The organism is Ramlibacter aquaticus, assembly GCF_015159745.1.
In the GTDB taxonomy this organism is placed as follows: Bacteria; Pseudomonadota; Gammaproteobacteria; order Burkholderiales; family Burkholderiaceae_C; genus Ramlibacter; species Ramlibacter aquaticus.
The window spans coordinates 1-13,133 of record NZ_JADDOJ010000039.1; the positions used below are offsets into that span (position 1 = coordinate 1).

At 71.3% G+C, this 13,133-nt stretch carries 14 protein-coding genes; 8 read left to right on the forward strand and 6 right to left on the reverse strand.

Features of this window, described 5'->3' with window-relative positions; translation table 11 throughout:
- Positions 1-60: 60 nt before the first annotated feature.
- The 3 genes from pqqC to pqqE are packed head-to-tail and all read left to right on the forward strand — an operon-like array spanning position 61 to position 2,116.
- The gene (pqqC, locus tag IM725_RS10940; RefSeq protein WP_193780660.1) at positions 61-717 is read left to right on the forward strand and encodes a pyrroloquinoline-quinone synthase PqqC; all 657 of its coding nucleotides are present in this window, start codon (positions 61-63) and stop codon (positions 715-717) included.
- On the forward strand, positions 714-980 hold the full coding sequence (gene pqqD / locus IM725_RS10945) for a pyrroloquinoline quinone biosynthesis peptide chaperone PqqD (protein WP_193780627.1): 267 nt from the start codon (positions 714-716) through the stop codon (positions 978-980). The genes pqqC and pqqD overlap by 4 nt, the downstream gene beginning before the upstream one ends.
- On the forward strand, positions 977-2,116 hold the full coding sequence (pqqE, locus tag IM725_RS10950) for a pyrroloquinoline quinone biosynthesis protein PqqE (protein WP_193780628.1): 1,140 nt from the start codon (positions 977-979) through the stop codon (positions 2,114-2,116). Before pqqD ends, pqqE begins: the two co-directional genes overlap by 4 nt.
- Here pqqE and IM725_RS10955 read toward each other — a convergent pair.
- The 3 genes from IM725_RS10955 to IM725_RS10965 are packed head-to-tail and all read right to left on the reverse strand — an operon-like array spanning position 2,113 to position 5,007.
- Complete coding sequence (locus IM725_RS10955) at positions 2,113-2,664, reverse strand: DUF924 family protein (RefSeq protein WP_193780629.1); 552 nt, start codon at positions 2,662-2,664, stop codon at positions 2,113-2,115. The two genes, pqqE and IM725_RS10955, sit on opposite strands and share 4 nt — an antisense overlap.
- Before the next feature lie 2 nt (positions 2,665-2,666).
- Positions 2,667-3,275, reverse strand: coding sequence for a c-type cytochrome (locus IM725_RS10960; RefSeq protein WP_193780630.1), 609 nt, complete (start codon positions 3,273-3,275; stop codon positions 2,667-2,669).
- Between the two features lie 7 nt (positions 3,276-3,282).
- Positions 3,283-5,007: a pyrroloquinoline quinone-dependent dehydrogenase gene (locus tag IM725_RS10965; RefSeq protein WP_193780631.1), complete on the reverse strand. Its 1,725-nt coding sequence runs from the start codon at positions 5,005-5,007 to the stop codon at positions 3,283-3,285.
- A 96-nt stretch (positions 5,008-5,103) separates the two neighbouring features.
- Between IM725_RS10965 and IM725_RS10970 the strand changes: the two genes are divergently transcribed.
- Positions 5,104-5,763, forward strand: a complete 660-nt coding sequence (locus IM725_RS10970) for an ankyrin repeat domain-containing protein (RefSeq protein WP_193780632.1) — start codon at positions 5,104-5,106, stop codon at positions 5,761-5,763.
- Between the two features lie 60 nt (positions 5,764-5,823).
- The gene (locus IM725_RS10975) at positions 5,824-6,168 is read left to right on the forward strand and encodes a pilus assembly FimT family protein (RefSeq protein WP_193780633.1); all 345 of its coding nucleotides are present in this window, start codon (positions 5,824-5,826) and stop codon (positions 6,166-6,168) included.
- A 10-nt stretch (positions 6,169-6,178) separates the two neighbouring features.
- Here the strand turns inward: IM725_RS10975 and IM725_RS10980 are convergent, their stop codons facing one another.
- The gene (locus IM725_RS10980; RefSeq protein WP_193780634.1) at positions 6,179-6,550 is read right to left on the reverse strand and encodes a hypothetical protein; all 372 of its coding nucleotides are present in this window, start codon (positions 6,548-6,550) and stop codon (positions 6,179-6,181) included.
- Between the two features lie 69 nt (positions 6,551-6,619).
- Here IM725_RS10980 and IM725_RS10985 point away from each other — a divergent pair, with 69 nt between their 5' ends.
- Positions 6,620-7,138, forward strand: a complete 519-nt coding sequence (locus IM725_RS10985; protein WP_193780635.1) for an Mpo1 family 2-hydroxy fatty acid dioxygenase — start codon at positions 6,620-6,622, stop codon at positions 7,136-7,138.
- Positions 7,139-7,151: 13 nt separating this feature from the next.
- Here the strand turns inward: IM725_RS10985 and IM725_RS10990 are convergent, their stop codons facing one another.
- The gene (locus IM725_RS10990) at positions 7,152-8,090 is read right to left on the reverse strand and encodes a M14 family metallopeptidase (protein ID WP_193780636.1); all 939 of its coding nucleotides are present in this window, start codon (positions 8,088-8,090) and stop codon (positions 7,152-7,154) included.
- Positions 8,091-8,212: 122 nt separating this feature from the next.
- Between IM725_RS10990 and IM725_RS10995 the strand changes: the two genes are divergently transcribed.
- Together IM725_RS10995 and IM725_RS11000 are read left to right on the forward strand one after the other, a co-directional pair.
- A complete protein-coding gene (locus IM725_RS10995) occupies positions 8,213-8,788 on the forward strand; it encodes a GAF domain-containing protein (RefSeq protein ID WP_193780637.1) in 576 nt (191 codons plus the stop codon).
- Between the two features lie 155 nt (positions 8,789-8,943).
- Positions 8,944-9,348 (forward strand): hypothetical protein, encoded by a 405-nt coding sequence (locus IM725_RS11000; RefSeq protein WP_193780638.1) that lies wholly within the window; start codon positions 8,944-8,946, stop codon positions 9,346-9,348.
- A 21-nt stretch (positions 9,349-9,369) separates the two neighbouring features.
- On the opposite strand, the gene IM725_RS11005 is transcribed toward IM725_RS11000, so the two are convergent.
- Positions 9,370-13,038 carry an LAGLIDADG family homing endonuclease gene (locus IM725_RS11005; RefSeq protein ID WP_193780639.1) on the reverse strand — a complete coding sequence of 1,223 codons (3,669 nt, stop codon included), beginning with the start codon at positions 13,036-13,038 and terminating at the stop codon, positions 9,370-9,372.
- Positions 13,039-13,133: the final 95 nt, after the last annotated feature.

Sequence of the window (13,133 nt, forward strand, 5' to 3'; positions counted from 1 at the left end):
GCTCCCCCGCGCGCCGCCCCCCGCGAACCGGCCTGGGACACCCAGGCCTTCGAGGCCCAGCTGCGTGCGCGCGGTGACCGCTACCACATCCACCATCCCTTCAACCGCATGCTCAACGAGGGCCGCGCGACGCCCGAGCAGGTGCGCGGCTGGGTGGCCAACCGCTTCTACTACCAGATCGCGATCCCGGTGAAGGACGCGGCCGTCCTCTCCAACTGCCCCGACCGCGAGGTGCGGCGCGGCTGGCTGCAGCGCATCCTGGACCACGACGGCCACGGCGAGGACCCGGGCGGCATCGAGGCCTGGATCCGCCTGGGCATGGCCACCGGCCTCTCGCGCGAGGAGATCACCGACCTGCGCCACGTGCTGCCGGGCGTGCGCTTCGCGGTCGACGCCTACCTCAACTTCGCCCGCCGCGCGCCCTGGCAGGAGTCGGTGTGCTCCTCGCTGACCGAGCTGTTCGCGCCCGAGATCCATCGTGAGCGCCTGAAGGGCTGGCCCTCGCACTACCCCTGGATCGAGGCCGACGGCCTGCACTACTTCCGCAGCCGCGTCAGCCAGGCGCGGCGCGACGTGGAAGAGGGCCTGGCCCTCACGCTGGCGCACTTCGACACCCGGGCGCTGCAGGAGCGGGCGCTGGACATCCTGCAGTTCAAGCTGGACATCCTCTGGGCGATGAACGATGCGATGGCCGCGCGCTACGGGGTGTCCGCATGAGCGCCGCGTCCCTGCCGCGCATCGCGCCCGGCATGCGGCTGCAATGGGAGCCGGCCCAGCAGGCGCACGTGCTGCTCTACCCCGAGGGCATGGTGAAGCTGAACCGCAGCGCCGGCGAGATCCTCTCGCGCTGCGACGGGGCGACGCCGCTGCCGGCCATCGTCGCCAGCCTGGAACAGGCCTTCGCCGCGCAGGGCCTCGCGCCGCAGGTCGAGGACTTCCTGGCGATCGCACGGCGCCAGGGCTGGGTGGTGGACGCATGAACGCCGGCCCGCCGCTGTGGCTGCTGGCGGAGCTGACCTACCGCTGCCCGCTGCACTGCGCCTTCTGCTACAACCCGGTCGACTTCGCGCGGCACGAGGACGAGCTCTCCACCGAGGACTGGCTGCGCATCCTGCGCGAAGCCCGCGCCCTGGGTGCGGTGCAGTGCGGCTTCTCCGGTGGCGAGCCGCTGGTGCGCGACGACCTGGAGACGCTGGTGGCCGAGGCCAGCCGCCTGGGCTACTACACCAACCTGCTGACCTCGGGCGTGGGCCTCACGGCCGAGCGCGCCCGGGCGCTGCGGGCGGCCGGGCTGGACCATGTGCAGCTCTCGTTCCAGGATTCGACGCAGGAGGTCAACGACTTCCTCTCGCACACCCGCACCTTCGACCTCAAGAACCGCGTGGCCGGCCTGATCAAGGCACAAGGCTGGCCCATGGTGATGAACGTGGTGCTGCACCGCCTGAACATCGGCCATGTGGACCGCATCGTGGAGATGGCGCAGGCGCTGGGCGCGGAATACCTGGAGCTGGCCAACACGCAGTACTACTCCTGGGCGCTGCACAACCGCGAGCAGCTGATGCCGACCTCGCAGCAGCTGCGCGACGCCGAGGCCGTGGTGGACGCCCTGCGCGAGCGGCTGGCCGGGCGCATGCGCATCTTCTTCGTCGCGCCGGACTACCACGAGGGCCGGCCCAAGCGCTGCGTCAACGGCTGGGGCAGCACCTTCCTGACCGTGACGCCGGACGGCCTGGCCCTGCCCTGCCACACGGCGCGCATGCTGCCGGGCCTCGCGTTTCCCAATCTGCGCGAGACCAGCGTGCAGCACGCCTGGCAGGACTCGGACGGCTTCAACCGCTTCCGCGGCACCGCCTGGATGAAGGAGCCCTGCCGCAGCTGCGACCAGCGCGAGGAGGACCTGGGCGGCTGCCGCTGCCAGGCCTTCCAGCTCGCAGGGGACGCCGCGGCCGCCGACCCGGTCTGCGCCAAGAGCCCGGACCACGCGGTCGTGCAGGCCGCGCTCGCGATCGCCGAGCGCGGCGAGCCGCCGGCGCGGCCGCTGGTGTTCCGCAGCCCCGCCAATTCGCGCCGGCTGGACGCGCCGGGCGCCGCCGGCGCGCTGCCGCAGGAGCGCTAGAAGCCGGACCCGGGCTGCGCCAGGAACTCGACCTCCGCGGGCGTGGACGCGCGCCCCAGCACCGCGTTGCGGTGCGGGTAGCGGCCGAAACGCAGCAGCACGTCGCGGTGCCTGTGCTCGGCCCGCAGGTTGTCCTCCAGCCCCGGCTGGGCGAACAGGCGCAGGGCCTGCTCGTGGATGCGCAGCGATTCGCTGTGCATGTAGGGCAGGTACACGAAGGCGCGCTGCGCCGGCGGCAGCGCGGCGTCATGGCCGCCGGCCACCGCCTCCTGCGCCAGGGCCAGGGCCATGGGGTCGCAGGCGAAGGCGCGTGCGGTGCCGCGGTGGATGTTGCGCGAGAACTGGTCCAGCAGCACCAGCTCGGCCAGTCGCCCTGCGGCCGACACACGCCAGCCCCACAGCTCGCCGGCCGCGGCCTGCGCGTGCATCAGGCCGAAGCGCTCGGCGATGGCCGCGTCCAGCGCCGGGTCGGCCTTCCACCACTGCGCCGGCCGCAGCATGCCGAACCAGAAGTCCAGCACCGTCTTCGCGGCCTGGGCGCCCGGCATGGCTAGCGCAGGCTGGAGAGGTAGGCGGCGACGTTGTCGATGTCCTGCTCGGACAGCGTCTGCGCCACGCTGGTCATGTTGCCGGCGTCGTTGGTGCGCGTGCGGGCCTTGAAGGCCTTGAGCTGGGCCACGAGGTAGGCCGGGCGCTGCCCCGCCAGCCGCGGGATCTCGTTCTGGCCCAGGAAGCCGCCCAGGTGGCACATGGTGCACAGCGTCTCGTCGGTCTTGGCCTTGCCGGCCTTGAGCTTGTCCTCGCTCGCGACCGGGTCGGTGGACTTGAGCGGCATGGAGGCGAACCAGTTCGCGATGTTGATCATGTCGTCGCGCGAGAGGTTCGCGGCCATCGGCGACATGACGGCGTTGCTGCGGCGGCCTTCCTTGAAGTCGCGCAGCTGGATGTAGAGGTAGCGCCAGGTCTGGCCGGCGAGGCTGGGGAACTCGGGCGAGACCGAGTTGCCGTCCGCGCCGTGGCAGGCGACGCAGGCCTGCGCCTTCGCCTTGCCGGCCTCCAGGTCCTGGGCATGGGCCGCGAGCGATGCGGCCGCGATGAAAAGGCCCGCCAGGGCTTGGCGGGCCTTTCTTCCAGTGGAAAAACTGCTTCTGTCCTGCATCGGCCTGTCAGTCGAGGGTGAAAGCCACCATGGTATTGCCACGCTTGAAGTCGAGCTGGGTGTTGCCGCCGCAGCCCATGGCCACGTACTGCTTGCCCTTGACGGTGTAGCTCACGGGCTGCGCGTTGGCGCCGGCGCCGCAGTTGAACTGCCACAGCAGCTTGCCGTTGCGGGCATCGAGCGCGCGGAACAGGCCGTTGCCTTCGCCGTAGAAGACCAGGTCGCCGGCAGTGGCCAGCGCGCCGCCGATCAGCGGCTGCTCGGTGTCGAACTTCCAGGCGATCTTGCCGGTGTCCACGTTGACGGCGGCCAGGCGGCCCCACTGCTTCTCACCCTCGATCACCTTGAACGCGCCACCCAGCCACAGCTTGCCGCCGGGGTACTTGCTGGTCTCCACGTGGTAGGTCATGGGCTGGTGCAGGTTCAGCGCGTACGCCAGGCGCGTCTTCGGGCTGTAGGCCATGGGCGACCATTCCACGCCACCGTTGGCGCCCGGCAGCATGCGTGCGCCCTGCGCGGTCGGCAGCGACCACATGTTCTCCTGCGGGATCATGGCTTCGGAGAAGCGGATCAGCTTGCCGGTGGCGCGGTCGTGCACGTACACGTGGCCGGTCTTGCCGGCGTGCATCACGGCCGGCACCATCTTGCCGTTCTCGTCCTTCACGTCGAGCAGGATCGCGGGGCTGACGGCGTCCAGGTCCCACACGTCGTGGGCGATGTACTGGTAGTGCCACTTGTAGGCACCGCTGTCGAGGTCGACGGCGACCATGGAGTCGGTGTAGAGGTTGTCGCCGGGACGCTCGGCGCCGTACAGGTCGGGCGAGGGGTTGCCGACCATGAAGAAGATGGTGCGGCTCTTGAGGTCCACGGCGGGGTTCATCCACACGCCACCGCCCAGGGTCTGGTAGAAGTTGCCGCCGCCCGAGGCGAACTGCGCCTTCTCGGCGGCGATGTCGCGCTTCATGTTGCGGCCGGTGGCATCGTTCTGCGCCCACACGCCCTCATGCCCCTTCTCGGGGATGGTGTAGAAGGTCCACAGCAGCTTGCCGTCGGCGGAGTTGAAGGCCTTCACGAAGCCGCGGATGCCGTACTCGCCGCCGTTGGTGCCGATCAGCACCTTGCCGTCGACCACCGTGGGCGCCATGGTCTCGCTGTAGCCCTTCTCGGGGTCGGCGATCTCGGTCTCCCACAGCAGCTTGCCGGTCTTGGCGTCCAGCGCCACCAGCTTGGCGTCCAGCGTGCCCATGAACAGCTTGCCACCTTCGATCGCGACGCCCTTGTTGTTGGGGCCGCAGCAGAAGGTGGTGATGGGGCCCATCTTGTGCTTGTAGTGCCAGAACTCCTGGCCCGTGGCCGCGTCGATCGCGTACACGTGGTTGTAGGAGGTGGTGAAGTACATGATGCCGTCGGCCACGATGGGCGCGGTCTCCATGGACTCCTTCACTTCCGTCTGGAACATGAAGGCCGGCCGAAGCTTCTTCACGTTGCCGGTGTTGATCTGCGTGCCGGGGTAGTAGCGCTGCTGCGCGTAGCCGCCCGCGGTGTGCAGCCAGTTGTCGCCCTGCCGGTCGGCCGCGTTCAACTGGTCCTGCGTGATGCTGGGCGCTTTCTGGATCTCGGTGGCGCCACCGCCCGCCTTGTTCTGGATCTCCTGCGCGCCTGCGCCGCAGAGAAAGAGGCCACCCAGCAAGGCGGCGGCCGCCAAACGACCCACATGTCGTACGAGTTTCATCTTTGTCTCCTCGATACCCTCAAAGTGTCGGTACTGATCCTGTGTCAGATTTCCATCTGACGATGCAGTATCCCGCTATACAGGAGGACCCCGCAAGTGCTGAAAACATCCGTCATCGTGCTCTCTTTGCTCTGCAGTCAGATGGCTCCGGCCTGGGCCCAGAAAGGCGCCGACCAGATCAACATCCACGGCCAGGTGCTCACCGCGGCCCGGGCCGGCAATGCTGCTGCGGTGCAGCAACTGATTGCCCAGGGCGGCAGCCCCAACGTCCGCGACCGCCTGGGCAACAGCGCCCTGAACCTGGCCGCCACGCGCGGCGACGAAGCCATGGTGGACGTGCTGCTGGCCGCGCAGGCCGACGTGCAGCAGCCGAACCTGGCCGGCGTGACGCCGCTGATGGGGGCCTCGTTCGCGGCCCGGCCGGCCATCGTGCGCAAGCTGCTGGCCGCCGGCGCCGCCATCGCGCCCCTGGACCGGGTCCATAAGAACGCCGCCACCTACGCTGCCGCCCAGGGCTGCACCGACTGCCTGGCCGCCCTGGTGGAGGCCGGGCAGTCGGTGGACGCGCCGCTGGACGCCGGCCTCACCCTGCTCATGTGGGCCGCCGGACAGGGGCACGAGGACACGGTGCGCTGGCTGCTGGCGCATGGCGCCGACGCGTCGCGGCGCGATGCCCGTGGCAAGCGCGCCGCCGACATTGCCGCGGATGCGGGAGAACTGCAGGTGGCCAAACGCCTGCAAATGGAGGCACACTAGCGCCTGGTCGGTGCCGTCTGCCCCCTGGCAGGCAGGCCCAGGCCGCACAAGGAGCGAGGGGTGTCCAAGCTGACGCAGGTGGGGCGGGTGGTGCGCGCAGGCGCCATCGGGCTGCGCGGCCCGATGGCCGCGGGCGGGCGCCAGCACGGGGCGAGCTTTCCCGAGATCCTCGTGATGGTGGGCCTGCTCAGCGTGCTGGCCACCTTCGTGGTCCCGCCGGTCATGCAGTGGTTTCAGCAGTCCGAGGTCACGCGCACCATGAGCTCCGACTGCCAGGTGGTGCTGCTCGACGCGGTGCGCAGCGGTGGCCAGGTCGCACCCGGCGGTTCGACCCCCGATTGCAAGCAGGGCGCCGCGGCGCCGCCGCCGCCCCCGGCCTCCGCCACGCCCGCCGCCGCGCGCTGAAGGCGCGCGCTCAGTCCGGCTCGGGGAAGGCCTCCCGGAAGGCGCGGCAAAAGCCCTCCGAGCCGCCCAGGGTGAGGCCCAGTGTGCAGCGGTCCCAGGGCTGCGCGCCCGCGGCCAGGCGCCATTCGCCGGTGTCGCCCGTCGCCTCCAGCGCCAGCGCTGCGCCGCCGGGCTCGGCATGGGCCTGCAGGTCAAAATCCCAGTCGCCCTCGTCCTCCAGCGCACCGGCCGGCCCGAAATGCCGGGCCGCCCAGCGCAGGACGGCCGACACCTCGGCCAGCAGGGCCGGCAGGCGCACCGGCGCCACGCTGGCCAGCGCATCGAAGCTGCCGCGTCCCTGCGCCTCGTCGCTGAACTCGAAATCCAGGTAGTGAAGTTCCATGGCCCGTCGCCGCATCATAGGACGCGCCCGCTTGGAAAGCCGCCGCCGGCGTGGCAAGCTTGCGCCCGCATGAAGACCCTCCAGGACCACCTCGCCCAGTACGCCGCCTACCACCGCGACGCACGCAACATCGCGACCCATTTCGTCGGCATCCCGCTCATCGTGCTGGCGGTGGCCGCGCTGCTGTCGCGTCCGGCCTGGCCGGTGGCCGGCCTGGTGCTGTCCCCGGCGACGGCCGTGCTGGCAACCGCCGCGCTGTTCTACCTGCGGCTGGACCTGCGCCTGGGCGCCCTCATGGCCGTGCTGCTGGCCCTGGCCGGCGCCGCGGGTGCCTGGGCCGCGGCACAGCCGGCCGCCAGCTGGCTGGTGCTGTCGGTGGGCGCCTTCGTGACCGGCTGGATCTTCCAGTTCGTCGGCCACGCCTGGGAGGGCCGCAAGCCCGCCTTCGTGGACGACCTGATGGGGCTGGCGATCGGCCCCCTGTTCGTGCTGGCCGAGGCCCTGTTCGCCTGCGGCCTGCTGCCCTCGCTGCGCGAGGCCATCGAGCACCGCGCCGGGCCGGTGCGCAGCGCGCGCGCGGCGGCCTGAGCCCCGGCGAGCCTCAGAGCCGGCGGGCGAGGTAGAAGCCCTCGCGGCCGGGCACGGGTGCGCGGGTGGGCATGAGCACGGTGCAGTCCTCCGGGGCGTGCAATTCGGCGTCGCCATCGGTGGCCACCAGCTCCCCCGCCGCGAAGGTCTCGAAGCCCACCAGCGGCCGCGTGAAGCGGAAGGCCGGCGTGCGCACCACGTAGGTCTGCAGCAGCTGGTAGCGCCGCTGCGGCTGGCCGGCAGCGGGCCGGGGCGCGACGAGGCCGAAGTAGGCCAGGAAATCCAGCGTCACCTCCACCGCCAGGGCCGAGGTGGCGGCGCGGAAGTGGCCGCCGCACTCGGCCACCAGGGCCACGCCGCGGCCCTGCGGCTCGCCATGGCGGCCGTGCTGGATGAGCGGCGTGCCCGAGCCCAGGCCATCGGGCATGCTCAGGTGCACCGCCGGCCTGCCGATGGCCAGCGCCACCTCGGCATTGCGCGCGAAGGCCGGGTAGACCCAGAAGGGCTCCACGTCCTGCGAGGTCGAGTGCAGGTCCAGGATGTGGTCGGCCGCGGCCATGACCGGGCGCAGTTCGCGTGCGCGGCGCAGCTCGGGGCTGTCCTCGCCACCGTCCAGCCAGGCGTCCGACCAGATGCGGTTCATGTTGTGGACCAGCTGGCGGCTCTCGAAGGGCCGGGCGGGGTCGAAGGATTCGTAGGCGGCGACGTTGGACAGGCTCACCGTGAGCGTGCCGATGAGCGGGCGCACCGGGCCTTCGAGCAGGCGGGCCACCGCGGCCACGCCGCAGATCTCGTTGCCGTGCGTCAGCGCATTGATCACCACGTGCGGGCCGGGGCGGCCCGACTCGAAGCGGTGCACGTAGGGGATGCCGGTGTTGCCCTCGCGCCAGGCGCTGATGTCGCGGGGCAGGACTTCGAGGACGACCTCGTCGGGGGCGGATGGAGGGACCATGGGGCGGACTCTGCCTCGGTGGGAATTGGACGAAACCGCGAGCTTAGCCGCTTGCAGGGCGCCCCGCGGGAGGCTTGCCGGTGGCATCATGGCCAGGTGCAGCTTCCACAGGTCGAATGTCCATGACGCCCAGCCTCGACCCCCAGCCCGGCCCCGACCGCGCGCGCCAGGTCGAAGAGGCGGTGGACGCCTTCGCGGCGGCCACCTCGGGCGACGCCACCCACGACCTGTTCCAGCCCCTCACCTTCCTGCTCGCGCAGGTGCGCCAGAGCCTGGGCATGGACGTGGTCTTCGTCTCGCGCTTCGTGGACCAGGCGCGGGTCTTCGAGGTCGTGAGCGCCGAGGGGCCGCTGGCCCAGCGCCTGGCCCCGGGCCAGGCCGACCCGCTGGTGGACACCTACTGCCAGCGGGTGGTGGACGGCCGCCTGCCGCGGCTGATCCCGGACGCCGCCGCGTCCCCCGAATCCGTCGCCCTGGCGATCACCCGGGTGCTGAACATAGGCGCCTACCTCAGCGCCCCCGTGGTCCTGGCCAACGGGCAGGTCTTCGGCACGGTGTGCTGCATCAGCCACCGCAGCCGGCCCGACCTGCGCGAGGAAGACGCGCGGGCCCTGTCCGAGGTGGCGCGTGCCGTGGCCGGCTGCGTGGAGCGTGGCGGCACGCTGCGCTTCGGCAGCTGGACCGGGTCCGCGCGCTGAGCCTGCCCGTGCGTTGCGGGGCTTACATCCTGACGCACTCGGTGGCAGACTCGGGTGCACGGAGCCCACCATGACGCGCAGACCGACCCCGGCAGCAGGCACAGCGGCAGCGGCCGCGCCGCGGCCATCGGCCGGGCGCGGCGCCCGGGCCTGACATGCCGGGCATCCTCACCTTCCTCATCCTGGCCGTCGCGGTGCTGGTGGCGGTCGTGGTGGCCTGCGTCAACGAGATCCGCATGCGCAACCGCGCCATCCAGTCCATCACGGCCGAGGTTCGCAACTACCAGCGCACGCTGGCGCAAACCCGGGAAGAGCTGGCCGCCGCCACCGCGCCGCGGCGCGAACTGCTGGTGCGCGACGGCGACAAGGCGATCGACCACCTGTCCGAGATCACCTGGGCCCAGCCCTGGGCCAGCGACGGCAACGGCGGCCAGGCCTGCTTCTTCTGCGGCGTGGGACACAGCCACCCCGCCCGTCACCTGAGCAACTGCCGCTACCTGGTGGCGACCCGCTTCCTCGAGCGGCACGAGGAGACCCTGAGGGTCATCCAGCGGCGCTGAAACCGGCCGCGGACCGCGGCCTCAGCCGCAGGCGCCCTCGGCGCCGCAGGCGGTGCAGAACTCGCAGCCGTCCTTCTTGATGACCGCGTGCGCACCGCATTCCGGGCACTTCTTGCCGCTCATGAGGCGGCCCGTGCCCGCGGGCTCCGCGAGCTCGGGCGGGGCCACCGGCAGCAGCTCGCCCTGGACCGGCGGGCGCTGCGCCAGCATGCGCGCCGGCACCACGCCGCCGTCCGCATCGAGGAAGCCGCGCCGGAACAGGATCTGCTGCACCGCATAGGCGATGGCCGCCACTTCCGAGTCATGCCAGCGCGGGACGCGGGTGCCGTCCGGCTTCTCGTAGTGGCCGAAGCGCACCGGGCCCTTGTCCCAGGCGATCTTGCGCAGGTCGGCGAGCGCCTTGGGCAGGCGGCCTTCGCGCGCCATCAGCGACATGAGCCGCATCGCGGCCGTCACCCACTGCTGCGCCTCGTCGCTCTGGTTGGCGGGCATGAAGACCTCGATGGGCCGCTGGATGCGCACCGGCCGGCCGTCCAGCACGCCGTCGACCTCGGCGAAGGAGACCACCAGGTAGAGCGACTTCTTGCCTTCCGTGGTCCAGTAGCTGACCTTCTCGGTCACCGAGGCGAGCTCGCCCTCGGGCCTGCGCTCGATGGGCACGCGCAGCGGGTCCAGGTCGCGCACGGCCGGCGTGGCCGGCCCGGACGGGGCGGGGGCGCCCGTGGGCAGCTCCAGCACGGCGCCCAGGATCTCGTTCGGCCGGTAGGTCGCGCAGCCCTTCAGGCCCAGGCGGTGCGCCGTGAGGTACAGGTCCTTGAAGGCCTCGAAGGGCAGGTCGGCCGGGACGTTCACGGTCTTGCTGATCGCGGTGTCGATGAAGGGCTGTACCACGCCCATCATCGCCAGGTGCTCGTCGCAGGACAGCGAGAGTGCGCTCACCATGGACGCCGGCAGGCCGGTCAGCGGGCGGAAGTTCACCGCGTCGTCCAGCGTGGCCTCGGCCACCTCGGGCGGCAGCGTCTCCAGGAAGACGCGAAAGCCATGGTCCAGCACCGGGATCTTTTTGGTGCTGCCGTCGGGCATGCGCTTGTTGCGTGAGTACGCGAAGGAGAACGGCGGCTCGATGCCGTTGGAGGCGTTGTCGGCGAAGGCCAGGCTCACCGTGCCCGTGGGCGCGATGGAGAGCAGGTGGCTGTTGCGCAAGCCGTGCTTGCGGATGCGCGCCTTGAGCGGCTGCGGCAGCCGCGAGGCGAAGGTGCCCTCCTCTAGGTAGCGTTCGGCATCGAAGAGCGGAAAGGCGCCCTTCTCCTGCGCCAGGTCCACCGAGGCCTCGTAGGCCGCGTTGCGCATCTGCTCGGCGAGGTTCGCCGCCCAGTCGCGCGCACCCGCCGAGCCGTAGGGCAGGCCCAGCATGGCCAGGGCATTGCCCAGCCCGGTGAAGCCGACGCCGATGCGCCGCTTGGCCTCGGACTCGCGCTGCTGCGCCGCCAGCGGCCAGGGCGTCGCCGTGAGCACGTTGTCCAGGAAGCGCACCTGCACCTTGACCGAGGCCACGAAGCGCGCCATGTCGAACTTCGCCTCCGGCGTGAAGGCGTCGCTGACGAACCTGGGCAGGATGATGGGGCCGAGATCGCAGCAGCCGTAGGGCGGCAGCGGCTGCTCACCGCAGTTGTGGACCACCAGGCCGTTGGCGTCGAAGGCGTGCACCTGCGACACGCCCACGTCGTACACGCTCTCCTCGCCGTCCGGCACGACGCTCTCCACCTCGGCCACGAAGCGCTCGCGGTTCAGGGTGCGCCGGTAGCTGGCCAGCGCCTGCGACAGGCGCTGCTGCTTGCCGGTGTCGGCGAAACCGACGCGCTGGGCGAACAGCGGCAGGTTGTCGCCGCTGACCGCGAGTTCGTGGCTGGCCTTGCAGTCGAACGCGCCCTGCCCGCCATGGCCGTCGGGCAAAGGGCGGCGTCCGGCCGGGCGCCGGTTCGCGTACAGGGTGGACGCAATGCCCAGGCGAAGCAGCATGCGTTGAACCGACTCCAGGGTCTCCAGGCTGGATTGCGACAGCCGCACGCTCACACCCTTGCGCTGGCTGCCCTGCACGCTGCCGTCGGCATCGAACAGGCCGCGCAGGAAGCCGGCGTGGAAGTCACTGGAGGACTGCTCGACCGACAGGCTCAGGTGCTTGTCACCCGGTGCCATGCCCCAGCCGGCCGCCAGCCGACCCAGGTACGCCGTGGACAGTCGGAACTCGTTGCGGCCGGCGACGGGCATCCAGCCCTGGAAATCGGCGCGGTGGCCCAGCGCGCGAACTGCGGCCTCCGCGGCCTGCATGATGCCGCGCACGCTCTCGGACAGGTGCACACCGCCGTTCGCCTCGCGCTGCAGGCCCGCGTCCCAGACGCTGAGGACGGCCTTGTCGGCCTTGAGCGTGCCATCGCCCAGCAGCAGGCCCAGCAGGTAGCCCTCGCCTTCGGTTCCAGCGCCCTGCCAGCCGGCGAGTTCGCGGTGGTCGTGCAGCACGACACGGTCGCCCGGCTCCAGCCGGCCGGCGGGACACCAGGCCTCCTGGCGCACCCATCGGCTCATGCGCGTCACGCGCCGCACCCGGTGGTCGGCCGTAAGCCGCAGCCGCTGGCCACCGCGCAAACGGAGCGCGACCACCGGCTTCAACCCGGTGGGGAAGAAGCCCTGCGAGCTCGTGGCGTACGCACGGCCGTGGATCATGGCCTCGAAAGGCCGGCCGATGAGCTGGCGCACCTGCCGCGCGCCCTGCGAGGTCAGCACCCAGGTGTCGGCGGTGACGCAAGGGTTCGTCGCCCGGATGTTCTCGATCGCCCGCAGGTTGTTGTCGCGGTTGATGTTGCCCAGGAAGATGATGCCGGGCTCGGCGAAGTCGTAGGCCGAGTGCATCATGGTGTCCCACATCTCGCGTGCGCGCACCGTGCGGTACACCCACAGGCCGTCGCTGCGCTGGTGCGCACCCGCGGCGATCAGGCGCGCGCCGGGGGCGGCCTTGTGCACCAGCTCCCAGGTGCGGTCCTCCAGCACGGCCTGCATGAAGGCGTCCGACACGCCGACCGAGACGTTGAAGTTGTTCCAGCGGCCCTTGGTGCGCTTGGCCTGGATGAAATCGAAGATGTCCGGGTGCGAATCGTCCAGCATGCCCATCTGCGCGCCACGGCGGTTGCCGGCGGCGGCCACGGTGCGGCAGGAAGCATCGAACACGTCCATGAAGGTGCAGGGGCCCGAGGCCTCGGTCTGCGTGCCGCGCACCAGCGCGCCCTGCGGCCGGATCGCGCTGAAGTTGTAGCCCACGCCGCCGCCGCGGCGCAGCGTCTCGCCCGCTTCGGCCAGCGCCATGTAGATGCCGGGCACGCCGTCCTCGTCCAGGCCGACGGCGGTGTCCGAGACCGGCTGCACGAAGCAGTTGATCCAGGTCGAGCTGTTGTCCAGCCCGGCGGAAGCCATGATGCGGCCGGCGCCGATCGCGCCCGCGAACATGTTGGCGACGAAGCGCTGCTCCCACTCGGCGCGCAGGGCTGGCGTCTTCTCGACGGCGGCCGCGGCGCGCGCCACGCGGCCGAAGATGTCCGCCTCGGTGGCCTCGCCGGCGCCGTGGCAGTACTTCTCGCGCAGCACCTCGCGGGTGATGGGCTGCGGTTCGCGGGTGATGTTCGCCAGTGCCAGGACCATGGACCTGCCCTCCTTGAGCTGCTCAGCAGGCTCCAGTCTAGGCACAGACGCGGCCGCCGGCGCGGGGAAGCACCACGCCCGGCAGGGTCGCAGGC

Coding starts and splice junctions, on each gene's coding strand:
- pqqE (WP_193780628.1), top strand. CDS start 977: ATGAACGCCGGCCCGCCGCTGTGGCTGCTGGCGGAGCTGACCTACCGC.
- pqqD (WP_193780627.1), top strand. CDS start 714: ATGAGCGCCGCGTCCCTGCCGCGCATCGCGCCCGGCATGCGGCTGCAA.
- IM725_RS10980 (WP_193780634.1), bottom strand. CDS start 6,550: ATGGAACTTCACTACCTGGATTTCGAGTTCAGCGACGAGGCGCAGGGA.
- IM725_RS10965 (WP_193780631.1), bottom strand. CDS start 5,007: ATGAAACTCGTACGACATGTGGGTCGTTTGGCGGCCGCCGCCTTGCTG.
- IM725_RS10960 (WP_193780630.1), bottom strand. CDS start 3,275: ATGCAGGACAGAAGCAGTTTTTCCACTGGAAGAAAGGCCCGCCAAGCC.
- IM725_RS10985 (WP_193780635.1), top strand. CDS start 6,620: ATGAAGACCCTCCAGGACCACCTCGCCCAGTACGCCGCCTACCACCGC.
- IM725_RS11005 (WP_193780639.1), bottom strand. CDS start 13,038: ATGGTCCTGGCACTGGCGAACATCACCCGCGAACCGCAGCCCATCACC.
- IM725_RS10995 (WP_193780637.1), top strand. CDS start 8,213: ATGACGCCCAGCCTCGACCCCCAGCCCGGCCCCGACCGCGCGCGCCAG.
- IM725_RS11000 (WP_193780638.1), top strand. CDS start 8,944: ATGCCGGGCATCCTCACCTTCCTCATCCTGGCCGTCGCGGTGCTGGTG.
- IM725_RS10955 (WP_193780629.1), bottom strand. CDS start 2,664: ATGCCGGGCGCCCAGGCCGCGAAGACGGTGCTGGACTTCTGGTTCGGC.
- IM725_RS10990 (WP_193780636.1), bottom strand. CDS start 8,090: ATGGTCCCTCCATCCGCCCCCGACGAGGTCGTCCTCGAAGTCCTGCCC.